The organism is Alteromonas sp. MTD1 (assembly GCF_042848195.1).
GTDB lineage: Bacteria > Pseudomonadota > Gammaproteobacteria > Enterobacterales > Alteromonadaceae > Alteromonas.
The window spans coordinates 252,662-277,495 of the sequence record NZ_BTGG01000008.1 but is presented as its reverse complement, the minus strand read 5'-3'; the positions used below and the strand labels follow the sequence as shown (position 1 = coordinate 277,495).

Sequence of the window (24,834 nt, the reverse complement as noted above, 5' to 3'; positions counted from 1 at the left end):
TGTTACTAACAATTATACGCTAATTACCTTTGGGTTGGATGGAACTCAACAAGTACCGTCGAATTCGTCAACCGCTTCTGGCGATGGATATGCACTGGTCGATAGAGCCACGCTGAATACTGAGCTGACGATATTCACGCGTGAAGTGGACGATGCGGTAGCGGCACATATCCACAGCGGCGTAAGGGGTGAAAATGGTTCGGTTTTAGTAGCACTTTTACAGGACACCGATGAGAGTAACGTATGGTTTACACCTTTTGACTTTACGCTGAGCAATGACACGTTGGCTGCATTTCTAAGCGCTGGGCACTACGTCAATGTTCATACGCCAGCCTTCGTAAACGGTGAAATACGCGGGCAAATCGAGTAAACAAGCATTTAAGCATTGCCCTCACTCGATATTGTGAGGGCCACACTTTATGTCGAAAGGTTCTCGGATAAAAGACTTTGTTTAATCGTTTATTATTTGGAAAAGGTTAACCAAACAGTTTGTTATCTTACGAAAAAGCAGACAAGGCCAAATACTTCTTGTCCTGAAGTTTAACCATCCCTTCTAAAACACAGTATAAATGGCCCAGTGCTCTATTTCTTTGGATGGAAGGCCTTGGGTCGTTTTTATGGTTACAAAATCACAATAATGAATCGGCCCCAAATCCCACCTTGTCCCAAATAACACCACAACATTCATGAGGTCTCTAATCAACTGAAGACAATGGAGATCTCAACATGAAGAAAAGTTACATCTATGAGCGAATTATCAAGGCAATCAAGCACCATGAAGCGGGAACTAAGATCAAATTTTATTGGGATTGATCGCCAGAAACCTTAAAAAAACGATACAGAATAACAAGTATTCCTTTAAGGGGTTTTAACTAAAAAATTGCCCAAAAGTGCTAACAAACGATGAGATAACGAAAATACTTGAACTCTAAACAAGTTCAATTAATACCAAATTCCCAACTAATTGAGATTTTTTGAACAACCGTATTTGTTATTTTTGTGCTATCTTATTGTTTTTAATTTAATTCCCACAGTTGAAAGATTTCCCAGATTATATGACTTTGATCACGGGTTTCGTCAACTATTCGTAACGAAGAGACTTTTAGACGTCTAGAAGTAAAGACTGGTATTTATAACTTGTTTTAGTACAATATACGACTATTTTGAAAAATTAACGCTTACGGAGCATTTATGGCCACGCATTTATTCACATCCGAGTCAGTGTCTGAAGGGCATCCGGACAAGATTGCTGATCAAATCTCAGATGCGGTTCTTGACGCAATTCTAGAGCAAGATCCGCGCGCTCGGGTGGCCTGCGAAACGTATGTTAAAACCGGCATGGTTTTAGTAGGTGGTGAAGTTACTACCTCTGCTTGGGTTGATATTGAAGAATTGACCCGAAATACAGTAAAGGAAATTGGCTACACTCATTCAGATATGGGTTTTGATGCAGACTCGTGTGCTGTACTTAACGCTATTGGTAAACAGTCACCTGATATTAATCAAGGTGTTGACCGCGAGAGTTTGGAAGAACAAGGTGCTGGCGACCAAGGCCTTATGTTTGGTTATGCTAGCGACGAAACTGATGTACTAATGCCTGCGCCAATTACGTATTCTCATCGCCTTGTTCAAAAGCAAGCTGAGGTGCGTAAGTCAGGCAAATTAGACTTTTTACGTCCAGACGCGAAAAGCCAAATTACGTTTAAATATGAAAACGACAAGCCGATTGGTATCGACGCAGTAGTACTTTCAACACAGCACTGCGATTCAGTAAGCACTGAAACAGTACGTGAAGCTGTAATGGAAGAAATCATCAAGCCCGTGCTTCCAAGCGAATGGATTGATAGCAACACGCGTTTCCACATTAACCCAACTGGCCGTTTTGTTATCGGTGGCCCAATGGGAGACTGCGGTTTAACAGGTCGTAAAATCATTGTGGATACTTATGGCGGTATGGCACGTCATGGTGGTGGTGCGTTCTCTGGTAAAGATCCTTCAAAAGTTGACCGCAGCGCAGCATACGCAGGCCGCTATGTTGCAAAGAATATCGTTGCAGCAGGTCTAGCTAAGCGCTGTGAAATTCAGGTGTCTTACGCTATTGGTGTAGCAGAGCCTACGTCAATTAGTATCGATACTTTCGGAACTGGTGTAGTAGATGAGAAAACACTGGTTGCGCTAGTGCGTGAGCACTTCGACCTACGTCCATATGGTCTTATTCAGATGCTTGATCTTGAACGTCCTATCTATCGTCCTACTGCAGCATACGGCCACTTTGGCCGCGATGAATTCCCGTGGGAAGCCACAGATAAAGCTGCTGCGTTAAAAGCGTCGGTCTAGATACAAATTACGTTGTAAAAAAAGCTGCCTTATGGCAGCTTTTTTGTTTTTTTAGCACCACAATAGCAGCCAACACTCACCATACTTCCGTACGTCCCACAAGTTTTGAGAAGTTTTTGCCACTATTTGTTTTTTAGGGCTATGCTTTATAAGGATACAGGTTTGTTGTAGCAGGCATTCGTCACGCATTACACGTTATTCAAATAATAAAACCACTTTGCACTTACCGTAAGTGGGAAATCGAAACAGGGATGGTTGAAGCGAAAGAAACACACTAAACACTTGGGCTGCAATAATGAGAACGAGCATTCCTTTTAGCTTAATACTTATTTTCGCTGTATTTCTATCTCCGAAAGCGGTTTTCGCTGACGGCGACATTACTTTTGCAAGTGGCTCTTGGTTTACAACACACAACAATCCTATTCAGTTTAAAAGTAAAAAGATTTCCAATTGGCACTTACAAAGCCGCTATAGACTGCACTCTACAACTGAAACCCATTATTACGACAATAGCTTCACCTACCCTACAGGCTCTCAAAGCTATATTAGTGCTAGCCGCCAATTCGATACATCGCTTCCTCAAAAAGTGTATGCCATTTACAATGCAAACATAACCGCGTATCAACATTACGCAGAGTGGTTATACATTCCTGATGATGTGGGCACCTTTACGCGTTTAGGTTGGCTTTTAGGTGACAGTAACGGCTTAAATATGGCGGTAGAGCTAGAACACAGGCAAATTGGAGAGGAAGAGAATATGGCATTATCGCTTGGAGTACACTATTTATTCTAATGAAATTGCACTACAAGCCCATAGTTTGCGCATAGGTTTGTTGAATAACCAACGCGTCTGCACTAGCTCGATGACGTTTTACATCTAATTGTGCTAGCTGCTGTGCTTTAACTTCGTGCCACACATTCATCTGCCCTTCCGACAAAATATATTCTAGGGCTCGGCAGGTAAAGGTCATTTCTACCTGTGCAGCTGCGAAAAGCTTTATTAACCATGGATTGTCTACCACCCACCCGTCGCTGTATACCATAGTATTGCCTAAAAACGCATTCAGTTCATTACACACGCTAACGGGCTCTGCCCCCCGAGCATGCAGCATTGCACGAGTAATTCCGTGAAGCGCCTGTGCGTTCTTGTCCCAATGCATCCAAGAATCAAACGGCCTTATTAGCTTGCACCATTTTGCACCATCATAGCGCACAATGCCTATTTCTATCGGGTAGCTTTGTGCGCCAAACCCACTGGCTTCAACATCAATGATCGTTGGCAAGGTTTTTTGTTGCACCCTAACTCCAAGAGATAACCTATGTTCACATACAGTAATAACGGAGGGTCATGGACTACAGAGTTAACACTTCATAGGTAACTGTGTACCGCACATTTCACGCCATCTTCTACTGCTGACATACTCCTACCGTATGCATAGTTTATACTTAAGTATGAGAGAATCGTGCCAGTTCGGCCTTGCACAACTAATTATTGTTATCGCATGATAGGACAAAGGAGCTTGGCGCTATACTAAAGGAGTACGTAGGTAAACTAACAGAAATGCGTCAATGCTATACACTTACAGTGTTGTGTTATGGATAGCGGTTACTATGCGATTACGAATTTGTGTTTTATTGCTCTTTACGCTTTGTACAAGCCACAGCGTTTATTGTGCTCAACCTCCGCTTGTTATTGGTGTTGATGCTGACTTATCAGCGGTAGCCGTTGATGGCGGTGTAGCTATTTCTCGTGGAGTAGAACTTGCAGTTGAAGAAATAAATGCACAAGGAGGCGTGTTAGGCCGCCCGCTTAAACTGGTTACAAAAGACCACAGAGGCAACCCCGCAAGAGGTATATACAACTTAAAGCAATATAGCGAGAACCCTGACCTACTAGCAGTCGTAGGTGGCGTCCATACGCCAGTACTGTTAGCTGAAATAGACGTAATTCACGAAAAAAACCTGCTAATGCTAGTGCCTTGGGCAGCAGGTACACCAATAGTAGACAACAACCGTACCCCCAACAATGTATTTAGAGTATCGGTTCGAGACTCTGAAGCCGCAACCGTTTTAGTGGGTTATGCGAAAAAACGTGCCATAAAACGTGTTGCATTAGTCTTAGAGCGAACTGGATGGGGGCGTTCAAATTTAGCCTCATTAACTGAAGCAGTCTCGCAACAGGGCATAATAATTTCGTCAGTACATTGGATAAACTGGCAACAAACCGATTTTTCAGAAGACATTTCTTCCATAAAAGATGAAAGCGTTGATGCAATAATATTAGTCACTAACGTACCTGAAGGCGCAGTTGTCATGAATGAACTCGCAGCCCAGGGGATGACATCGACACCGGTTGTTTCACACTGGGGTATAGCATCGGGTGAATTTACCTCTCTTCTAGATAAGCCAATTGGTGAATTCGACATTTCAGTGCTTCAGACATTTCATTTTAATCATCAAAAAAACGAGAATGCAAAACAGTTACTGGCGTCGTATCAAAATAGGTATGGTGTAAACGACCCGCTTACTATCAAGGGTGTGACGGGTTTAGCGCACGCATACGACCTTACTCATATGGTTGCGCAAGCGGCCAATGATGCAAATAGCGTTCAGGTAAGTGCAGTTCGCGAAAAATTAGAAACAATGGCCACTTTCGACGGAGCTGTGAAACAATATTCTCCACCGTTTACAAAAGAAAGGCACGATGCGTTGTGGTCAAATGACTATTTTATGACTAAATTCAATGATAAAGGTCAATTAGTCACTACGGACGACCGTTAATGCAAAAAACGCCTCCAAGACTTAGGAAGCTATTACTTACAAATATGTTGCCGCGACTCATTGCGTTGGTCGTGGTGCTTTCTATCACCTTGTTTGCAGCGGCGTTTCATTTCGTATCTCAGCAAACGCAAGTTTTGCAACAGCAGTCAGTTGAAGGCTTACAGCAAGACCTAAGCTATATAGTGGATGACACCACCCGCCAGTTAGCTGACCTTGCTGCCAACGATATCATCATTAATTCGCTAGTTGATATGGAACAACGCGGAAACTATTTACCCATGTTTTTCCGCTCACTTAACCTTACCCAAGCCCCTCACGTTGAATTTGCCTTATTCGATTTTGCGGGAAACCAAATCATTGACAAAAATTGGCAAGCCAAGCTGCCCGATAATTTAGAAAAAACATGGCGACAACTTACATTAGGCGAGTCAGCGACGTTTTCATCTGTATCTAAACACGGTGTATTAATCAGTGTACCTGTGTTACTTGGCGGTGTGGCTGAAGGTGCATTAGTGATGTATGTAGATAGTCTGCAATCGTTGCTAACTTCTTATCCTCGACTCACCAATCAGCTGGTTTCAGACTCACAAGGCCTTGTACTTTTCAGTAGTCAGCCAACGCTGATTGCCCCTAACACGTTATTGTCTGAGTTCAATGATTCGGGTTACTCATTTGAAAGTGTGCCATGGCAAAACCTTACGCTTTACAGCATTGAGCCTACCTTCGCAGCGTATAAAAGCGTAGCTTGGATTGGCGTTGTGCTCGTGGCTATGATTATTGGCTTTGTGTTAATTATTTTACACATGGTAAGAAAAACCGGCGCGCTGGCGGAAAACACACTGTCTAACTTATACAACGATATTAAACACAAAACCCGCGACGGACAGTGTGCGCTTCCCTCCTCAAATAGCGAAGAAGCACAAGAACTGGCAGATATTAGAAATGCATTTGACAAGCTTATGCACGAGCTCGCGGAAGCCTCGCTATCAAATGAACAATTTTCGAATGTTTTAGAATCGATGGGCGATATGCTGTTAGTAGTCGACAAAAACAATGCTGTCTTGCTGTCGAACAAACGCTTTGATCAGTTTTGTGAAGATCAATATGTCGAGATGTCAGACATCGTTAAGTTTATCGTTCAACGCTTATCTAATGACACCTCTAACGAGCTTACCCACTTTTCTCTTACCACAGGTAAAGATAGATTTATTCGCTGGACAAAAGCTACGTTAACCGACTCGTTTGGCGACGAACGTGGCACTATGTATATAGGAAGTGATGAGACAGAGCGACGCTCACTTGAAAGCAATGTGCAGATACTTACACACGCTATGGATGAGGCTACGGTTTCCATCATCATTTCAGATATAACTCGAGTGGGTCAGCCAGTAATATACGTTAATAGTGCATTTGAGGCCCTTACCGGCTACAAACGTGAAGAAATAATTGGGCATAACTGCAGAGCAATGCAGGGCAATTCAACAGATACAAAGTCGATAGATAAAGTAAGACAAGCCATAGCTCGGCGCGAGCCCATAGACATAACGCTACTGAACTACCGTAAAGACGGTAGTGAATTTTATAACAGATTAAACCTAACGCCGGTAAAAACAAACGGCGAGGTAACTCATTACATAGGGTTCCAACAAGATGTCACACAACAGCGTCTTACCGAACAATATCTGCAAGACGCGCGAGAAAAAGCAGAAGATTCTGCAAGGTCAAAGTCTAGTTTTCTTGCTAGCATGAGCCACGAGATACGCACACCTATCCATGGTATTTCTGGCGTGCTTCAGTTGTTAGAAGCGTCGAAATTAGACGACGATCAGCGCCATTATTTATCACTCGCTAAATTCAGTATTCAAGGCCTGCTTCATATCGTAAACGATATCTTAGACTTTTCTAAAATTGAAGCAGGCCAACTCCAAATTGAAAATGCACCGTTTGATATCGCTCAGTCTTTGCACGCCATAGAAAACCAGTTTGCACTGCTGTGTGATGACAAGGGCTTAACCCTTCAGTTTAACAACGAGCTTAATAACATCAACGTTGTACTAGGTGATGAAGTTCGCTTTGGGCAAATTCTTTCAAACCTTATTGGAAACGCTATTAAATTTACCGACACCGGTTCAATTGAAGTACACACCAAGCTAGAAACGCTGCACAGCAATGATATTCAAATTCACTGCAAGGTTATTGATACCGGTATTGGTATTGCTGAAGATAAACAGTCGACTATTTTTGATGTATTCACCCAAGAAGATTTATCTACTACGCGCGAATTCGGTGGTACTGGACTTGGTTTATCAATTTCAAAACAACTATGTGAATTAATGGGTGGCAGCATTTCACTTGAAAGTAAAAAAGGTGAAGGCAGTACATTTTATTTCACGGTAAATATGGAATATACCGACGAAGCATTGATAGCCCCTATTCTGCTGAACGAGCAAAAACAAAGCACCGAGACTAAAAAGCTGAAAATTCTGGTTGTTGAAGATAATGATATTAACCAAATTATTGTTAAGCAGCATTTGTCGCAGCACACCACACTTAGCGCTAAGTCGGGTGTTGAGGCCTTAGAAGCACTAAGCAAGATGAAAGTGACATTTGATGTCATTTTAATGGATTGCCAAATGCCTCAAATGGACGGTTTCGAAGCCACCAAACGTATCAGAAAGGGAGAAGCCGGCGACAGGTATGTTGACGTACCTATCATTGCGCTTACTGCGAATGCTATGAAAGGTGACAAAGAGCGATGTGTTGATGCCGGAATGGATGATTATTTAAGTAAACCCTTCGAGGTAGAAGACTTGCTTAAAAAAGTAGAGTACTGGGCAAAGAGCAAAGTGTCCACCTAACCGCATTTATAAGCTGTACTGATATAGTGTATTTATGAACAAACGAGCGTGGTTATTTTTTTGCGTACTTAGCCTTTTGCCCATAACGGGTAATTGCACAGATACTGTCCTTAAATATAACTTAGGTACGTCGGGCAGTTCGGTTCCCTACGAAAACGCTGTCGATGAAAAACGTGCCGGCATTTTAGTTGAAATTCTACCGTTAATTATGCAGCGCGCGGGTATTAAAACCGAAAAGGTTATGCTTTCAACTAAGCGCGCCATGATTGCTTTTAATACAGGTAAACTAGACTTCGACTTTTTTAGTCAAAGTTGGCTACCACCTGATGCCCCCGTTGGAAACTTTTCTTTTTCTGACGCCATTCTAACGGTGAAAGAATACTTCATCACTATGCCTGAAAACCAAGAAAAATACGCCGACGTCAACGTTATTTATGGCAATCCAGTAGGCACGGTTTCGGGCTATGTTTATTTTGATGAAGACCAGTTCGAGCGTCTCGACTTTGATTCTGAAAGCTCGCTTTTACTCGCATTAGGCAGAAAACGGATTGACGTCATGACTATGGAAGAAGCCTCTTCACGATACTGGTCGTCAAAGTATGATATTGGCATAGCGTTAGGACCAATACACACGCAAGGCGAACTAGCACTGCGCGTGCATAATCGTCACAAAGATAAACTTCCTCGTATCAATGAAGCCATTGCTCATTTGAAAGCTACAGGACAAATTCAGGCAATACTGAAAAAATACAGCGACTTCTCGTTGTAATGTTCTGACGTCTAACCTTAGTTGTTACTGAATGGCCTAGCTAGCGGCCAGCGCACGGTTTGAATGAACAAACATACACACACAAAGAACATACCAAGCCAACCGATGAGCTTAAATGTTTCACCTATTAGCAATATCGCAAACAGCGTAGCCACTAGAGGTTCAATTAACGTTATTAGCGTAGCCCTGCTCGCCTCTACTGTTTTAAGGCCGTAGCCAAACAGCATATAGCCTAAAAACATAGGAATAATGGCCATATATACTGAAACCGCCACATTCGTTGGGGATGTAAACAGCTTGTCACCAGTAAAAAGAAGAGACGGCAATAGCAGTAAAGACGCAGCACCAAAAAGTGAAGCCATGGCAGACTTGGAATTAACGCCATTGTTGATAAAGTATTTTGCTGCAAACGAGTAGCCCGCATACGTAAGTCCTGCGATTAACCCCAGCACTATTCCCCACACTCTTTCATTTGTGTAAGACGTTATACTAGAAAAAGCTATATTTGTTGAAGCCACACTAGGCGCTGAATTTAATAGTTCACTTTTTCCCATGGATAAGAACACCACACCTGTTGCGCCAAAACAAAAGCTAATCACCCATGTCTTAGATACTGGCTTTTTCCCAATGACAAACTCCAACACAGCAGCAAACAACGGCGCACTAGCAATTGACACTACGGTACCTATGGCAACACCCGAGAGCCGCATTGATGAGTAAAAGGCAAGTGGATAGATGCTCACGCACAGCGCACCAAGCAGAAAAACGATGGGGTTGCGCTTTAATAAATGAAGGTCGCGCATTAGCTGTTTGTAGGCAAACATACACAACAATACTCCTGCAGTGCCCATGGCGAACGCACCAATGGCTAAAGGGCTAATGCTGGGCGCAAATTGCGCGGCAGTGCCAGTAGTTCCCCATAAGAAACTAGCAACAACAATAGCTAGCACGCCAAATTGTGAAGTGTTATGCGTCTTGGCATTAGCGTTGACAAAAAAGGATGAATGTTTGTGCAAAGATATTTTATTCATACAGTAAATTCTTTATTCAGGCGCTTCACTGCCGCTGAGCTGTTTGTATTTTCCGACTATACAAGATGAGCGCGTAATGCACTTAACACCTGAGGCGTCATTCTTTGCAGATTAGGCGAAGTTAAACTTAAAAGTATTTATTAGTACATTCCTTTCTCACTGCCTCCACAATTGAGCTTGGTGAAAAGAATGATTTAGCGTTGATTAAGTTACGAAGTCAGACCTGCGCTTTATATTTGATAAAGGCAACAAAGGCCTTGAACTTGAGGGCGTTTCTGGCAATGGTGATAGCGGTGGGCCCGCGTTCATTAAGCACGAAGGCGAGTTTTATTTAATGGGCGTAAGATCAAGAGCGGACTCTTGGTTTAAAGACGTTGGCGAATATGGCATGAAAGAGCTTTATACAAGGGTTTCGGTTCACGCCGACTGTGTTGATAGTGTAATGGCCGCTAACGAAACTCAGAGGGCTAAAATTAGCTCATCGGAGCCCTTTTTACAGCCAGGGATGACGCCGGAAAAAATGCCACAAATTTGTGCATCTATTAATTTTATGCCCAACAGCACTTTGTAACCACAGACCTAACACATTGCTAAAATAATTATGATACAAAAAGTATTGATTTCATTATAAGCGACTACCTGCGGAGAGTTTTTCTACAGTTTGCATAATGGCTTGACCCATATCATCCAAACTTAGTACACGCTTCGCAGCGCCTTTTTCAATGGCCACTTTCGGCATACCAAACACAATGCAACTCGCTTCATCTTGACAAAATGTCTCACATCCGGCGTTAAACAATTCCAGAAGTCCATTTGCACCGTCATTCCCCATTCCTGTTAATAAAACACCTATCGCGTTGCTACCAGCGCTTTTACAAAGTGAGTTGAACAACACGTCAACAGAGGGTTTGTGACCCGATACACGTGGGCCATCACTAAGTCTGATGCGATAGTCAGCTCCGCTCCTTTCAATTTCCATGTGCTTATCGCCCGGTGCCAGGTAAGCCTGACCGGGAAGTAAACGCTCGCCTCCTTTCGCTTCTTTTACCTGCATTTGACATACAGAGTCTAATCGTCGTGCATAAGTAGAGGTGAAGCCTGCTGGCATATGCTGAGTAATTACTGTTGCAGGAGCATTTGCGGGGAATGTTTGTAATACTTCTTTTATAGCTTCGGTGCCGCCTGTCGAGGCACCGATTGCGATAAGTTTTTCCGTACCTGAATAACTAACCTTACTAACAGATGATACTTTAGCAGGTTTCGCTTTCTTTACGTTAGAACGGGCCGCCGTTCGAATTTTATCAACGATTAATTCGTGATATTCCGCCATACCTTGTGCTACACCAATTTTGGGTTTGGCAACAAAATCAATCGCTCCTAACTCCAGTGAGCGTAATGTCGCCTCTGCCCCTTTTTCTGTCAGGGTAGAAATCATCACTACTGGCGTTGGCTTGGCATTCATAAGTACTTCGAGAAAACGCAAGCCATCCACTTTCGGCATCTCAATATCTAGCGTTATGACATCGGGAGACTTCACAAGCACCAGCTTTTTGGCCACAAACGCATCTGGAGCTGCACCAACCAGCATCATATCTGACTCACTTTTAATGATTTCGCTCAGTATTTGGCGGATAAGCGCTGAATCATCAACTACCAACACTTTTATTGTCATGACTAATCCTCAAATAAATCGATACTGCCGCTTGGCGCTTGATTTGATAATTCCCAGCGGTGCTGGCTTTCACGTTCAATAATCGTCGCATTATTAAGCTCGTATATGCGCTTCATTAGCACGTTACCGTTCCTTGGAAAAAAGTACACTTTTCGAGCATAAATATCACACAAGTCACTCGCAACAATTGGTATTCCCTCAATTTCAAGAAACTGCATCACAAATTCTGCATTGAACTTCCCCACATCGTTTTGCACAAAGGTAGGCACAACCTTCCCCCCGCCAAATACTTTTGCATTTAGCCGTTCTTTTTTTGCTCCCAGTTTCACTAGCTCATTGATAAGGATTTCCATGGCATGGACGCCATACTTGGCCGCCATCCCTTGAACTTGTTCAAATTCACCCGCCAATTTATTCACTGTGGGCAGCATAAAGTGATTCATACCACCCACTCCCGTATGAGGGTCGAACAAACATGCCGCGACACAAGAGCCTAGTACCGTAACTAACATTTTGTCCTGAGACGTCGCAAAATACTGCCCAGGTAACAGTTTTACCGCTTCCCTAGAAAACCGCTTGTCATAGTAATTTATGGGTAATTCAAAATTAGGGGTAGCCACAGTATCTCCTAATCAACAGGACGATAAATAGTTTTCCCCACCGGTCTCACTAGGTTTGTGTACATGTTGAAGTTTTCAGAATGTCCGGCCATATACAACCCAGCAGGCTTTAGCATACCAACCATTTTCTGCAGCACTTTAAGCTGTGTGGGTTTGTCAAAATAAATCATTACATTTCGACAAAATATAACGTCCAAAGGACCATTGATATCCCACTTGGCATCGGTAAGGTTCAGCTTTTTGAACTGCACCATATTTCGAAGCTCGTCGACCACTTTTACCTTTCCTTCGTTAGCACCTTTGCCTTTATGAAAGAACTGTTTTTGTCGATATTGAGGTATTTTCGCAATAGACGCTAAGGGGTAAATACCTGTCCTGGCTTTAGCCAAAACTTTACTATCTATATCAGACGCAATGATCTTTACTGGCGTCTTAAAACTGCCAAAAGCCTCAGCTATTACCATCGCAATTGAATAGGGTTCCTCACCAGTAGAGCTCGCAGCACACCAGATATTGGTAACGTTGTGCTGGCGTAAATAATCTGCCAGCGCAGTAAAGTGGTGTGGCTCTCTAAAGAAAGAGGTTAAGTTCGTGGTAAGCGCATTAATAAATTGCTCTAATTCTGATTCAGATTTGTTAACTAAAGCAAGATACTCATTGAAGCTACGTAAATTACTCGCTCTTATTCTTCGCGCCAACCTACTGTAGACCATTGCCTCTTTTGCATCAGATAAATTTATTCCTGCTTTTTTGAACAACATTTGCTGCACGTTTTTGAAGTCCGCCTTCTCAAAGGCGAACTCCCTTGTGCTTTCTCGTGTTGAAACCGTCGCAGTCATTAGAATGACTCCCACTCAGTATCGTCAGGCATAGCGGGGGTTAATACCTTTGTATCTGGTACTCGTTGCATTGTTGCTGCACGCGCGCGCTGTGTTTGACCAAAGTCATTATGTGTAAGCGCTGCCACATGCTGCTGGTCTCTGCTTAGTCCTTTACCTACTTCGAACACAGAAACTCGTTCGTTTAGCTGAAGTGATTGCTGTTTAAGGCTATCAGCCGCAGCTGCAGCCTCTTCTACCAGTGCGGCGTTTTGCTGGGTCATTTCATCCATTTGGATGACGGCTTTGCTCACTTCTTCGATACCTGATGCTTGCTCTGCTGACGCAGCTGCAATTTCAGACATTATGTCATTGACTCGTTTAATTGACGTCACAACCTCGGCCATCGTTTCACCAGATTTCACCACTAGTTCGTTGCCGCTTGCGATTTTATTAACTGAGTCAGAAATAAGCTCTTTAATGTCTTTCGCAGCTTCGGCAGAGCGCTGAGCTAGGTTACGCACTTCAGAGGCAACAACCGCGAATCCTCGCCCTTGCTCACCAGCGCGTGCTGCTTCTACTGCTGCATTTAAAGCTAGGATGTTAGTTTGGAAAGCAATGCCGTCGATTACACCGATAATGTCTGATATTTCCTGAGCAGAGTCATTTATCTGTGTCATGGTATCCACAACTTCACTGATAACCTCACCACCTTGAGAAGCGATTTGACTTGCTTGCGCTGCAAGACCGTTGGCTTGCTCGGCATTCTCAGCATTGAGCTTAACAGTTCCGGTTAGCTCTTCCATGCTCGACGCTGTTTCTTCAAGACTTGACGCTTGTTGCTCTGTACGGCTTGACAAGTCGGCGTTACCAGTTGCAATCTCTCCCGATGCAACATTGATGGTTTCTACCGCTTCATTAATGCTGGTGATTGTACTGCGCATTTCGTTAATAAATTGGTTTATTGCTTCACCTAAGACAGCAAAATCTCCGTCTAATGCATGGTCGATATTAACGGTAAGATCGCCCTCTGTAAGCTTAGTCATTACATGCTTGATTTCCTCTACTGCAAGAGTTCGGCCAGTAATATCGGTAGCGAACTTGACTACGCGGAAGGGCTTGCCATTGTGGTCCAAGATAGGGTTGTAGGTAGCTTGAATAAAGATTTCTTTACCGTTTTTACCGACTCTACGATACTCACCAGATGAATAAGTGCCGCTACGCAGCGCATCCCAAAATGCGGCGTATTCTGGGCTTGCGCGGTAAGCTGGGTCGACAAACATGCTGTGGTGCTTACCTTTAATTTCTTCTAGGGTGTAGCCCACCGTATTCAAAAAGTTTTCATTGGCATCCTGAATAATGCCGTCCATATTGAATTCTATGACCGCTTGTGACTTACCAATGGCGGCTAACTGCCCTTCAAAATAAGCATTTCTTACTTTTTGTTCGGTAATGTTGCTGGCGTATTTCACCACTTTTACTACATTGCCACTCATATCTAAAATGGGGTTGTAGGTTGCTTGAATCCATACGTCTGAACCATCTTTAGCAATACGATGAAATTCACCAGAATAAAACTGGCCTTCTGACAACTTCTTCCAAAAGGTGCGATATTCTTCAGATTCACGTTCCTGTTTAGTGACAAAAATTCTGTGGTGCTTTCCTTGGATCTCGTCTAGTGCATACCCGACCGTGGCCAAAAAATTATCGTTTGCGGTCACAATGTTACCGTTCGGGTCAAACTCAATAACTGCTTGCGATTTGCTTATTGCGTCTATCTGCCCGGTGTTAAAAGCGTTTTGCAGCTTTTGTTCAGTGACGTCAGATGCATATTTCACCACTTTTATTGGCTGACCGAACTCGTCAAAAATAGGGTTATAGGACGCTTGGATCCAAAGCTCACTGCCATCTTTTTTCACCCGTTTGAATTCGCCTGACTTAAACTCTCCTTTTTTCAAGTCGCGCCAAAATGCCGAATATTCAGGGCTCATTTTGTAGTTAGGCTCAACAAACATACTGTGATGTTGACCTTGGATTTCACTTAAGTCATAGCCTGTAGTAGCACAAAAATTTTCGTTAGCGTGTTGAATCACTCCATCTAAGTCAAACTCGATGACAGCTAACGATTTATCGATGGCGTTAATCTGACCTTCATAATCTGCGCTCTTACGCTTTTGCGCTGTGATGTCGGTAGCAAATTTAACAACGCGTACAATATTGCCTAATTTGTCATAGATAGGGTTGTAAGAAGCTTGGATCCAAATTTTGTCGCCGTTTTTTGCTACGCGGCAATATTCACCGCTACTGCGTTCGCCATTTCTCAGCCCTTCCCAAAACTGGTTGTATTCGTCAGACACGCCATAATCTGGCAATACGAATAGGCGGTGATGCTTTCCTACAATATCCTCTTTTAAATAACCCGTTACTTTAAGAAAATTGTCGTTGGCATCTTCGACAATACCCGCCGGTGTAAATGAAATAATAGCCTGACATCGATCGAGGCCCTCTAGTAAGCCTGATTTATGCTGCAACTCTTGGTCATTTATCCATTCCACCATAGTGCCAAGTTTATCGCCCTCAACACTTTTGATTGTGGTAAGCCTTAAAGTAAACAATAGGTTGTCTACCGGCAGTAAAAGAGTGTCGCTACTATTACAGGTACTATATCGCTGGCTTAATTCTCTGCTACTAGCAAAAAAGCCTGCGATTGAGGTGCCGGTTAATTCTTCAAAATTGATATTAGGGAGCGCGCTTGAGAACTGCGCCATGTGCTCTTCTGCAAGCTTTCTAAATGCTTTATTGGCAAAGGTTATTGTTCCCGATGCGTCCACTAGCATCAAACACGCCGTACTCTCACTCAACGCCTGCTCTTGAAAACGAGAAAGGCTTTGAGCAGCCACCAACTCTTCATTATGAAATATATTAAAAACACCCATAGCATCACCTATCAAATTTGTAGCGCTACGTGCTGAAGCGCTGAATAAAACGTCAAGTAATAAAAAAGGCGAATTCCCTATTAAAGAATTCGCCTTCGTTAACTAAAAAGACTCCCATTCATCGTTGTTTGGCACTTTCGGAGCTAACTTCTTATTTGTTTTTAGCATGGACACTGAAGCCACTTTTTTATCTGTTAATGCTTGAGGCTTTCTTTGCGGTTTAACTTCTTCAATAGAAGCTTTATCGCCAATATTGAATGTAGATACACGCTCAGATAAATTACCCGCCTGCTGTTGTAAACTTTCAGCAGCTGCCGCCGCTTCTTCTACCAGCGCCGCGTTTTGTTGCGTCATTTCATCCATCTGCACCACCGCCTTACTGACCTCCTCAATACCCGAAGCCTGTTCAGAGCTCGCCGCGGCAATTTCCGACATAATGTCGTTGACCCGTTTTATAGACGTCACCACCTCTTCCATTGTCTCTCCAGACTGATTGACGAGTTTATTGCCCCCATCAATTTTGTTCACCGAGTCTGAAATAAGCTCTTTGATCTCTTTTGCCGCCTCAGCAGAGCGCTGGGCTAAGCTTCTAACTTCTGACGCAACCACCGCAAAACCACGGCCCTGCTCACCTGCTCGAGCTGCCTCAACAGCAGCATTCAAAGCTAGTATATTGGTTTGAAATGCAATGCCGTCAATTACACCGATAATGTCTGAAATCTCTTGAGCCGACTCGTTGATTGACGACATAGTGTCGACAACCTGACGAATAAGCTCGCCGCCACGAGTTGCGATTTCGCAGCTCTGGGACGCTAAACTGTTGGCTTGTTCCGCATTTTCAGCGTTAAGTTTTACCGTACCGGTAAGCTCTTCCATGCTTGAAGCCGTTTCTTCAAGGCTTGACGCTTGCTGTTCAGTACGACTTGAAAGATCAGAATTTCCTGTGGCTATTTCAGCTGAAGCAGTATTAATGGTCTCTACCGCTTGGTAGATGGAGCCAATAGTGCCAGACATCTCGCCGACGAACTGATTTATAGCATCGCCCAACACTTGGAATTCGCCTTCAAATTGTTCATCAAGTTCAGCAGTTAAGTCACCACCAGATAAACGGGTCATTACATCGCTGATAGACCCTATGATACGGCGCATATCATCTATAAAGCGGTTGATTGATGTGCCAAGCTCTTTAAACTCACCGTCAAACTCATGCTCAATACGGCAATCTAAATTACCCTGTACCAACTCATTCATGGCGGTTTTGATATCACTTATGGCTTGCTTCCTGCCTGTGATATCAATAGCGTATTTAACTACCCGGTGCGGCCTGCCATTTTGGTCCAAAATGGGGTTATAAGATGCCTGGATCCAAATTTCTTTACCGCCCTTGCCGATGCGCTTAAACTCATTAGTAAACAGTACGCCTCGGCGTAGCTGCTCCCAAAACTGGCTGTATTCAACGCTGCGCTTGTACTCATCATCTACAAACATGCTGTGATGTTTGCCGACGATTTCATCTAAGCTATAGCCAACTGTGTTGGTGAAGTTTTCGTTGGCGTTCAGAATTTTTCCTTCAAGGTCAAATTCAATAACCGCCTGGGCCTTGTTGATTGCTTCAATTTGCCCTTCAAAATATGCGTTACGTAATTTTGATGCAGTAATGTCAGTGGCAAACTTCACCACGCGTATTACCTTACCATCACCATCGAAGACCGGATTGTAAGTGGCTTGGATCCAAATCTCTTTACCCATTTTATTAAAGCGACAAAACTCACCGTTTTGAGGCTTGCCTTCTTTAAGGTCACGCCAAAACTGCGCGTACTTTTCAGTGCGAATGTACTGGTTATCGCAGAACATTTTGTGATGATTACCCACAATTTCGTTAAGACTATAGCCAAGGGCATTTAGGAAGTTATCATTGGCGTTTTGAATAACACCGTCTGCATTAAACTCTATAACCGCTTGCGCATCGTTTAATACATTTAACATAGTGCTTTTGATGAGCAACTCAGACTGGTCGACCCACTCAACCATAGTGCCTATATTTTTGCTGTCTTGGTCGAAAAAAGGCGTAAGCGTGAGTTTGAAGTTCAAATCGCCAATACTAATTGTAGAAGTCATTGTCGATTTTAGTTCAGCAAGGATGTTGCGCTGGTGTGAAGGATTTCGATGAAATTGGTCGATGTTCTGACCTTCCAAATTATCAGCAGAAAAACTGGGAAGAACAGCCTGTAATTTCTTCTCATTTTCTTTAAGCAGTGTTTTTACCGACTGATTGGCATAAATAATATTTCTGTCTGCATCGGCCATCATGATGCAACACGTTGTGGCATCAAGGGCCTGTTTGTTTCTCAATGCTTGGTTAACATCCGTTGCCTTCGTGAAGTCTTCTAACCACGTCATGATTCCCATTGCTTCAACCCTCAACTACTTGTGTTTTTGTTTCAACTAAGCCCAATTCGTTACTTGTAATTAAGCTCTCAATATTCACTAAAATAACCATGTGCTCTTCAATATCAGCCAAACCATGAAGATACTTGCTGTCAAACGCCACACCGAATTCTGGTGGTGGCAACATGTCTTCTTCTGATAAGCGAATTACGTCAGACACCCCGTCAACGACAATGCCAACGATACGATCGTGAACGTTTAGCATGATGACGATAGTAAAGTCGTTGTAGGTGGCTTCACCGACGTTGAACTTAATGCGCAAATCCACAATAGGCACAATGTCGCCACGCAGATTAATTACACCTTTAATAAAGCTTGGTGCGTTAGCTATCTTGGTGACTTGCTCATAGCCGCGAATTTCTTTGACCGTCGTGATGTCTAGGGCATAGTGTTCCTCGCCCAACACGAAACTTAAGAATTCATTCTCTTTCGACGCACTTACGGCTTGCTGCAGGGCTGCTTCGCTCATAGTGAAACCTCTTCATTCGGAATAGTGGTACAATTTGCCGCTACAGAGTCGGCATCCAAAATCATGGCTACCTTGCCATCCCCCATAATGGTGGCACCGGCAATCCCTGCGACCTTTTTGTAATGTTGCTCTAAGCTTTTAATCACGACCTGCTGCTGACCAACTAAAGAGTCCACCAACACGCCGTAGCGCTTTTTACTGCTTTCCAGAAGCACCACTATGCCTTGAGTTGGTTCAGTAATGCCGTCATCAACTTGCATAAGCTGAGTAAGCGACACTAAAGGCCAATATTGATCTCTAATCCAAAGCACTTTGTCATTGCCAAGTGTTTTTACTTGAGAAACGGTAGGCTGAAAGGATTCAATAACATTAAGCAGCGGAATAACAAAAATTTGGTCACCCACCGACACACACATGCCGTCTACAATGGCAAGCGTAAGGGGTAAGTGGATGTAAAAGGCTGAGCCCTCTCCCTGTGACGATTCTATTTCGATGCGCCCGCCAATCGATTCTATGTTTCTGCGAACCACATCCATACCTACGCCACGGCCTGATACATCGGTAACCTCTGCTGCGGTAGAAAAACCCGCTTGGAATATAAGCTGCCAAATTTCACTGTCTGGCATGTCAGGCGTAACCGCCAACCCGTTTTGTGTGGCTTTCTCTAGAATACGAGCTTTGTTTAAGCCTGCCCCATCGTCAATAATGCCGATAATGATGCTGCTGCCTTTCTGCTCTGCACTTAAAATAACTGTACCGTTTTCAGACTTGCCCGCTTCAAGGCGCTTTTCAGGGCTTTCGATACCGTGGTCAATACTGTTTCTAACTAAATGAGTAAGTGGGTCGACTAATTTTTCGATAAGGCTCTTGTCAATTTCAGTGTTGCCACCTTGAATAACTAAGTCGACTTTCTTACCTAGCTTTGACGACAGGTCTCGCACTACTCGAGGGAACCGATTAAATGTCATATTCACCGGCAGCATACGCATAGACATCACCGATTCTTGAATTTCACGGGTATTGCGCTGCAGCTCATCTATAGCAAGTTGAAGGCGTTCACCTACCTGTCCTTCAACTTCTTGTCCTACATTAGAAAGCATAGACTGCGTAATAACGAGCTCACCGACTAGGTTAACCATTGCATCAATTTTGGTAGTGTCTACCCGAATTGATGCGGCTTCTTTTGCTGCCGCCTTTGGCTGAGTTTTTACCGGTTTCACTATCGGCTGTTTAGGGGCTGCTGGCTGGGTGCTCTCTGTTTTTACGGGAAGGTTTTCTGGTTCGAAGAAACCGAAACCTTCATCGGCCTTACTGGTGTCACGTTTTTTTTCTGCGTCACTCGTTGCCTCGGTAGGAGTCGCTTCTTCGTCGAAGAGCCCGAAACCTTCTATGTCGTCTGCGCTATTTTCACTTTGCACTTGCGCTTCGGTCTCTTCTTCATCAAAGAAACCAAAACCCTCAATTTCGTTGGTTTCATCTTCTGCGTTTTGTTCGGGAGAGTCATGAGCACCTGCCACCACCTGCCCTGATGCATTCGCAAGCGTTTCTTCAAGTACTTTAATACTGGCATCTATTTGCTCTTGAGGCAGTTCGGTTTGCTCTTTATAAGCTGTTAGGGTGTCTTTGAGTACATCGAGAGTTTGAAGAAAAATATCGACAATATCAGACGTAACCTGGATTTCTTGGTTACGCGCCTTGTCGAGTAGATTTTCCATGACATGGGTAAGATTCATTAACGCATCGAAGCCGAAGATACCGCTGCCGCCTTTTATGGAATGTGCTGCCCTAAAGATACTGTTCAACTCTTCGGGGTCGGGAGCATCGACGTCCAAGGTCATGAGCAACTGCTCCATGTCTTGGAGGTGTTCATCACTCTCATCAAAAAACACACCGTGAAACTGGTTTACATCAATGGTCATGATTAACTCCCACTCGCCCAATTAACACCAACGTTTAATTAACCCAAAACTCGCTTCATTACATCCAGCAGTTTATTTGGGTCAAAAGGTTTCACCATCCATCCGGTAGCTCCGGCGGCTTTTCCCTTTGCTTTCATGTCATCACCAGCTTCCGTTGTTAGCATAACTATTGGTGTAGAACGAAAGTTGGCCAGCCCTCTTAAAGACTTAATGAGCGTGAGGCCGTCCATGCGAGGCATGTTTTGATCGGTAAGCACAAAATCAAAACGGGCACCTTGGCACTTATCCAATGCATCTTGTCCGTCTTGGGCAGTCGTTACATTGTAATTTGCTGACTTTAGGGTCATTTCAACCATTTGGCGTATAGACACAGAGTCATCAACAATCAGTATGCTTTTACTCATAATTCAACCACCTTTGTTTCATCAACGTTGCTTTAACATTACTTTGGAAATAAGTTTCTTGATGCTAAAAAAGCTCGACATCACCCGCGTCCATTGAAGTAGCAGAAACCGGATTGTGGTCCGCTTGTCCTTTTTCAGTTAACGAGACTTGGTAATTCTTCAGGCTTTCTCTTACTTGGCTAGCGCCTTCAGTACTTAACAATGAAAGCTGCTCAACCACAAAATCGATTGTTTCGCGGGTGTAATTGAGATTTTGTCCGTTAATATCACCAAATTGTAAACCTCGAATGGCCGCTGCAGTTGAGTCTGCCAACTGTTGCCTGATGGCTTCGAGTTCGCTTGCTCCCCGAATATCGGACTCTGCTTTTTTAATGATGCCTCTAAGCTGTTCGCTTATTTCATCTTTCGCGTTGACTACATGAGAAATGTCCTGTGACGCAACAACCTCCGCTGTTTTCGTAAGTTTGTCGATAAGCGACTTAATATTTTCTATTTGGGTTTTTATTACATCGCTAAACTGCGTAGAGCGGGTTGATAGCGCACGCACTTCATCAGCAACAACTGCGAATCCTCGACCTGCCTCTCCAGCGCGAGCAGCCTCGATGGCAGCGTTCAGTGCCAAAAGGTTAGTTTGAGAAGAAATATCATCAATCCCGCTTAAAGCTTCGATAACAGTAGGCATTGCCTCTTGAATGGTTTGCACTTGGTTTTCCAACGCTTGCGTAGACTTGGTCATTTCTTTTGTTGAATCAATAAACTGCGTAAGCGTAGCATCAGTGTCAGAAGCAAATGAACGCATTTTGTCGGCATAAGCACCGTCGCTACTGTCGTCATCTTTCAGCAAATTATTAATGCTTGTCTCTTGCTGACCTAACAAGCCTTGCAGTGATATGAAGGACTCGCTCAGTGTAGAAACCGCATCGTTTTGCGTAGAAAAAACATCCATAATATTTGATGAAGTAACCGATAAAATATTATTTGCTTCAGATACTGCAGACACTAACGAGCCTTGACCTTTCAAAGCCCAATTTGAAGATGGGTGGTTTTCAACGCTATGTTCGTTAACGTTATTATCAACAGCGTTTTCAGTCGACGCTTTTGATAAAGCAAACAGCAAAAACAGCACACAAATCGAACTGACAGAAACACTGATCTGAGCCGTTGACGTGAAAGATAAGCTCCAACTCACCAGCATAATAAAGAACGAAACAACGAATGCACTACTCTTGCTGAACAGAAAATTATAAAAGCCTTTCGCTGTTGGTATTGACACAAGACCACCTTATTTGACGCCATCGTATTAACGCCCGATTAACAAACAACTTGAGTATGGTCTAATTCTCAACTCCGACAATTATACTTTTGAATACATTAAGCACTTTGGTGACATTTGTGACAAAAAGTTAATTTTTTACCAAAATGGAAAGACATTTAATATTGTCTGCCAGTCTTTTGTCAGTATTTATTTGGGATATAGCTTTACGGAAAAATTCGATGCTTTTAGCGGTGATTTGCATTATCGATGACATTATAGCAGCGGTAATGAAGCTACTTTCTAACGCTTCATTACCATCCATTTTGTGTGGTCTGAGTATATGGAGTTAGTTTTTAAGCGAGTATTTTATTTAAAAATAATAGGAAGGATGGAGTTGGCCGATAAGCCGGGTTCTGTCGTGGGCAACCATTCCTCTAGATCAGCAATCGCTCACTGATTCAAGCAACCTACCCGATCCCCATGCGGGCCACACGTTGAGGGATCCTATTTGGTCTTGCTCCGGGTGGAGTTTACCTTGCCACACTCTGTTACCAGAGGTGCGGTGCGCTCTTACCGCACCCTTTCACCCTTACCGGCATGTAAACATGCTTAGGCGGTATTCTCTCTGCTGCACTTGTCGTCGGCTCGCGCCGCCCAGACGTTATCTGGCACCCTGCCCTTTGGAGCCCGGACTTTCCTCCCCTTTCTTACGAAAGCGGCGATTGCCTGGCCAACTCCGCGGCGTATGTTACATGATGTCGTGATTAATAGCGACAAGCAGATGATGTATTACAAACAAAAGGCGCAGTGGAGAAGTAAATGCTTTATTCACATCTCTCTCAAATTTTAAAAAAAGAATTGTTCATAATCATACTTGCCTAGTCTGCAGCGAATTATATTTTTATCGCACATTGGTAATCATAATTGTCACGTCGCGAATTCAAATCAAAGTTCTCTCACTCACGATTCACAATTCACAATTCACAATTCACAATTCATAATGTATTTTACCCGTTCATGTAAGGTGTCAAATACCAATTAAGAAGTAGCTCATCACAACAAAATAGACTTGCTCACGAACATTTATCTTTATCCTCTACAGATATTGAATCAATTAATTCTCGATTTTTAACTACTACTTTAGTCTAGATACCATTTAAGATTAATTTTTATTAAAAATCATTAAATTTATTAAAACAAAAAGATAAGAAACTTAATCAATTAAGAATAATATAAATATTACTTTATTGCATATTTATATTCTTATAAATTATTAGACGACGTAACGAAATTGGACGAAATTCCTGCAACCGGAGTTTCTCCGATAGCAAAACCAACATCAATTGGTGGAGAGTACAAGGTAGTATAACGACACTAAAAACCCTACCACATAGAAAATTTTGGCATTCCAATAGGAAAAAATAGGTTTGCTGGAGCGCAAGCTTTATTTTTTAGTCGCATCAAAAGTTACGCGGATAAGTTTTACTTGGCGTGCCAACGTTTGCTCAACAGTTTCACATTACAAAGCTAGTCGTATGTCTGCGTGTTGCATCAGAGCATCACTCTTAATCATTTAAGGGCATTGCTTCGCATTTGCAAACGTAGTCAAGCAAGACGAATAACGTTTCTCAACACAGAGCGAAGTAGGTAGTGGTTATGGAAAACAATAACAATTTTAACAGCAATACAAAACGAACCGAGATAATTGAATGCAATGATAATGCAATCGACGTTCCTAAGATAAACATTCCGTGGATAGAACAAATCGACCCACTCAGTAATGCTGTATTTGGAGACGTTGAAACATGCGTCTCTTTCATAAAATTCGTTGAATCTAAAATGCTGTTGCACCTACACGTTTACTACGACTCAGACAAATTAAGATCGAATAGAAGCGCTGCTATATTTCTAGCTAATATAATGAGCCACGCTATTGTGCGGTCCGGCACGCCATTAAGCAGTGATATCTTGTCACGACTCTCTCGCGGATTTAACGCATATTGCTACGGTGACGAAAATTTCGCAGCTGTTAGTTCAGATCCCATTATCGATGCTCTGTTTCGTAGTGCTTATGACCTTTTCTGTTATGCAGACTTCTTTGCATTATTTTCACATCCTCTTCGAGACACTCTATCAAATGAACAGCTCGTTGATTTGGACAAAAAGTTTCAGCGACTACTGAAACATATTTTATCAACAAAATTCATTGAAAACTTAAAAGCAAAAGGCTTACTACTATATGGTCAGAAGACTGCAGAACAAATGCTTTCATTCGAAAAAGCCCTTATGGAAAGATGCCACTACGCGCTTCGCTCATTTCTTTCAAACGTACTTCACCTTTCTCCTTATGATTTGCTGGTACTAACCCTTAGTTCAGGTGACATCAAAACTCACATATCAGATGTACGTCAGCGCCTTAAAAGTACAAAAATAGAATAGAAAGAACTCTGAACACTGACAATAACTTTATCGGTTGGGCTTAAAAACACCTAACGCTTGACTACCTAGAATTTACGT

Annotated in this window: 19 protein-coding genes and 1 other RNA gene; 8 read left to right on the top strand and 12 right to left on the bottom strand. The window is 43.0% G+C overall.

Annotation, left to right across the window (positions count from 1 at the left end; translation table 11 throughout):
• The 3 genes from ACGHAV_RS12870 to ACGHAV_RS12860 all read left to right on the top strand — a co-directional run.
• Positions 1 to 370, top strand: a 370-nt coding sequence (locus ACGHAV_RS12870; protein WP_390381260.1) for a CHRD domain-containing protein, incomplete at its 5' end; no start/stop codon positions are given.
• 821 nt (positions 371 to 1,191) lie between these two features.
• Positions 1,192 to 2,337, top strand: a complete 1,146-nt coding sequence (gene metK / locus ACGHAV_RS12865) for a methionine adenosyltransferase (RefSeq protein ID WP_390381257.1) — start codon at positions 1,192 to 1,194, stop codon at positions 2,335 to 2,337.
• A 295-nt stretch (positions 2,338 to 2,632) separates the two neighbouring features.
• On the top strand, positions 2,633 to 3,130 hold the full coding sequence (locus ACGHAV_RS12860) for a hypothetical protein (protein ID WP_390381254.1): 498 nt from the start codon (positions 2,633 to 2,635) through the stop codon (positions 3,128 to 3,130).
• 10 nt (positions 3,131 to 3,140) lie between these two features.
• Here the strand turns inward: ACGHAV_RS12860 and ACGHAV_RS12855 are convergent, their stop codons facing one another.
• Positions 3,141 to 3,635, bottom strand: a complete 495-nt coding sequence (locus tag ACGHAV_RS12855) for an exonuclease domain-containing protein (protein WP_390381251.1) — start codon at positions 3,633 to 3,635, stop codon at positions 3,141 to 3,143.
• Positions 3,636 to 3,948: 313 nt separating this feature from the next.
• Between ACGHAV_RS12855 and ACGHAV_RS12850 the strand changes: the two genes are divergently transcribed.
• The 3 genes from ACGHAV_RS12850 to ACGHAV_RS12840 are packed head-to-tail and all read left to right on the top strand — an operon-like array spanning position 3,949 to position 8,745.
• Positions 3,949 to 5,118: an ABC transporter substrate-binding protein gene (locus tag ACGHAV_RS12850; RefSeq protein ID WP_390381248.1), complete on the top strand. Its 1,170-nt coding sequence runs from the start codon at positions 3,949 to 3,951 to the stop codon at positions 5,116 to 5,118.
• Positions 5,118 to 7,976: an ATP-binding protein gene (locus ACGHAV_RS12845; RefSeq protein WP_390381245.1), complete on the top strand. Its 2,859-nt coding sequence runs from the start codon at positions 5,118 to 5,120 to the stop codon at positions 7,974 to 7,976. The genes ACGHAV_RS12850 and ACGHAV_RS12845 overlap by 1 nt, the downstream gene beginning before the upstream one ends.
• Before the next feature lie 34 nt (positions 7,977 to 8,010).
• The gene (locus tag ACGHAV_RS12840) at positions 8,011 to 8,745 is read left to right on the top strand and encodes a substrate-binding periplasmic protein (RefSeq protein ID WP_390381242.1); all 735 of its coding nucleotides are present in this window, start codon (positions 8,011 to 8,013) and stop codon (positions 8,743 to 8,745) included.
• A 17-nt stretch (positions 8,746 to 8,762) separates the two neighbouring features.
• Here the strand turns inward: ACGHAV_RS12840 and ACGHAV_RS12835 are convergent, their stop codons facing one another.
• The gene (locus ACGHAV_RS12835; protein ID WP_390381239.1) at positions 8,763 to 9,776 is read right to left on the bottom strand and encodes a DMT family transporter; all 1,014 of its coding nucleotides are present in this window, start codon (positions 9,774 to 9,776) and stop codon (positions 8,763 to 8,765) included.
• A gap of 334 nt (positions 9,777 to 10,110) precedes the next feature.
• On the opposite strand from ACGHAV_RS12835, the gene ACGHAV_RS12830 reads away from it, so the two are divergent.
• A complete protein-coding gene (locus tag ACGHAV_RS12830; protein ID WP_390381236.1) occupies positions 10,111 to 10,347 on the top strand; it encodes a hypothetical protein in 237 nt (78 codons plus the stop codon).
• Positions 10,348 to 10,401: 54 nt separating this feature from the next.
• On the opposite strand, the gene ACGHAV_RS12825 is transcribed toward ACGHAV_RS12830, so the two are convergent.
• The 10 genes from ACGHAV_RS12825 to rnpB all read right to left on the bottom strand — a co-directional run bounded on the left by ACGHAV_RS12825 (position 10,402) and on the right by rnpB (position 23,055).
• A complete protein-coding gene (locus ACGHAV_RS12825) occupies positions 10,402 to 11,448 on the bottom strand; it encodes a chemotaxis response regulator protein-glutamate methylesterase (RefSeq protein ID WP_390381233.1) in 1,047 nt (348 codons plus the stop codon).
• Positions 11,449 to 11,450: 2 nt separating this feature from the next.
• The gene (gene cheD / locus ACGHAV_RS12820) at positions 11,451 to 12,068 is read right to left on the bottom strand and encodes a chemoreceptor glutamine deamidase CheD (RefSeq protein WP_390381230.1); all 618 of its coding nucleotides are present in this window, start codon (positions 12,066 to 12,068) and stop codon (positions 11,451 to 11,453) included.
• An 8-nt stretch (positions 12,069 to 12,076) separates the two neighbouring features.
• On the bottom strand, positions 12,077 to 12,907 hold the full coding sequence (locus tag ACGHAV_RS12815) for a CheR family methyltransferase (RefSeq protein WP_390381228.1): 831 nt from the start codon (positions 12,905 to 12,907) through the stop codon (positions 12,077 to 12,079).
• A complete protein-coding gene (locus tag ACGHAV_RS12810; protein ID WP_390381225.1) occupies positions 12,907 to 15,822 on the bottom strand; it encodes a PAS domain-containing protein in 2,916 nt (971 codons plus the stop codon). Before ACGHAV_RS12810 ends, ACGHAV_RS12815 begins: the two co-directional genes overlap by 1 nt.
• A 102-nt stretch (positions 15,823 to 15,924) precedes the next feature.
• Positions 15,925 to 18,231, bottom strand: a complete 2,307-nt coding sequence (locus ACGHAV_RS12805; RefSeq protein WP_390381222.1) for a methyl-accepting chemotaxis protein — start codon at positions 18,229 to 18,231, stop codon at positions 15,925 to 15,927.
• Positions 18,232 to 18,235: 4 nt separating this feature from the next.
• A complete protein-coding gene (locus ACGHAV_RS12800) occupies positions 18,236 to 18,739 on the bottom strand; it encodes a chemotaxis protein CheW (protein ID WP_390381219.1) in 504 nt (167 codons plus the stop codon).
• Positions 18,736 to 20,658, bottom strand: coding sequence for a chemotaxis protein CheA (locus ACGHAV_RS12795; protein WP_390381216.1), 1,923 nt, complete (start codon positions 20,656 to 20,658; stop codon positions 18,736 to 18,738). Before ACGHAV_RS12795 ends, ACGHAV_RS12800 begins: the two co-directional genes overlap by 4 nt.
• 38 nt (positions 20,659 to 20,696) lie before the next feature.
• On the bottom strand, positions 20,697 to 21,062 hold the full coding sequence (locus tag ACGHAV_RS12790; protein ID WP_039217225.1) for a response regulator: 366 nt from the start codon (positions 21,060 to 21,062) through the stop codon (positions 20,697 to 20,699).
• A gap of 64 nt (positions 21,063 to 21,126) precedes the next feature.
• Positions 21,127 to 22,335, bottom strand: a complete 1,209-nt coding sequence (locus ACGHAV_RS12785) for a methyl-accepting chemotaxis protein (protein ID WP_390381213.1) — start codon at positions 22,333 to 22,335, stop codon at positions 21,127 to 21,129.
• A gap of 368 nt (positions 22,336 to 22,703) precedes the next feature.
• Positions 22,704 to 23,055, bottom strand: an RNA gene (rnpB, locus tag ACGHAV_RS12780) — RNase P RNA component class A.
• 918 nt (positions 23,056 to 23,973) lie between these two features.
• Between rnpB and ACGHAV_RS12775 the strand changes: the two genes are divergently transcribed.
• On the top strand, positions 23,974 to 24,756 hold the full coding sequence (locus ACGHAV_RS12775) for a hypothetical protein (protein ID WP_390381210.1): 783 nt from the start codon (positions 23,974 to 23,976) through the stop codon (positions 24,754 to 24,756).
• The last annotated feature ends 78 nt before the right edge of the window (positions 24,757 to 24,834 follow it).

What these genes read in the sequence shown, in the direction of transcription:
- ACGHAV_RS12845 (WP_390381245.1), top strand. Translation starts at nt 5,118, where the DNA reads ATGCAAAAAACGCCTCCAAGACTTAGGAAGCTATTACTTACAAATATG.
- ACGHAV_RS12850 (WP_390381248.1), top strand. Translation starts at nt 3,949, where the DNA reads ATGCGATTACGAATTTGTGTTTTATTGCTCTTTACGCTTTGTACAAGC.
- ACGHAV_RS12775 (WP_390381210.1), top strand. Translation starts at nt 23,974, where the DNA reads ATGGAAAACAATAACAATTTTAACAGCAATACAAAACGAACCGAGATA.
- ACGHAV_RS12830 (WP_390381236.1), top strand. Translation starts at nt 10,111, where the DNA reads ATGGGCGTAAGATCAAGAGCGGACTCTTGGTTTAAAGACGTTGGCGAA.
- metK (WP_390381257.1), top strand. Translation starts at nt 1,192, where the DNA reads ATGGCCACGCATTTATTCACATCCGAGTCAGTGTCTGAAGGGCATCCG.
- ACGHAV_RS12825 (WP_390381233.1), bottom strand. Translation starts at nt 11,448, where the DNA reads ATGACAATAAAAGTGTTGGTAGTTGATGATTCAGCGCTTATCCGCCAA.
- ACGHAV_RS12805 (WP_390381222.1), bottom strand. Translation starts at nt 18,231, where the DNA reads ATGGGAATCATGACGTGGTTAGAAGACTTCACGAAGGCAACGGATGTT.
- ACGHAV_RS12795 (WP_390381216.1), bottom strand. Translation starts at nt 20,658, where the DNA reads ATGACCATTGATGTAAACCAGTTTCACGGTGTGTTTTTTGATGAGAGT.
- ACGHAV_RS12840 (WP_390381242.1), top strand. Translation starts at nt 8,011, where the DNA reads ATGAACAAACGAGCGTGGTTATTTTTTTGCGTACTTAGCCTTTTGCCC.
- ACGHAV_RS12800 (WP_390381219.1), bottom strand. Translation starts at nt 18,739, where the DNA reads ATGAGCGAAGCAGCCCTGCAGCAAGCCGTAAGTGCGTCGAAAGAGAAT.
- ACGHAV_RS12790 (WP_039217225.1), bottom strand. Translation starts at nt 21,062, where the DNA reads ATGAGTAAAAGCATACTGATTGTTGATGACTCTGTGTCTATACGCCAA.
- ACGHAV_RS12860 (WP_390381254.1), top strand. Translation starts at nt 2,633, where the DNA reads ATGAGAACGAGCATTCCTTTTAGCTTAATACTTATTTTCGCTGTATTT.
- ACGHAV_RS12810 (WP_390381225.1), bottom strand. Translation starts at nt 15,822, where the DNA reads ATGGGTGTTTTTAATATATTTCATAATGAAGAGTTGGTGGCTGCTCAA.
- ACGHAV_RS12835 (WP_390381239.1), bottom strand. Translation starts at nt 9,776, where the DNA reads ATGAATAAAATATCTTTGCACAAACATTCATCCTTTTTTGTCAACGCT.
- ACGHAV_RS12815 (WP_390381228.1), bottom strand. Translation starts at nt 12,907, where the DNA reads ATGACTGCGACGGTTTCAACACGAGAAAGCACAAGGGAGTTCGCCTTT.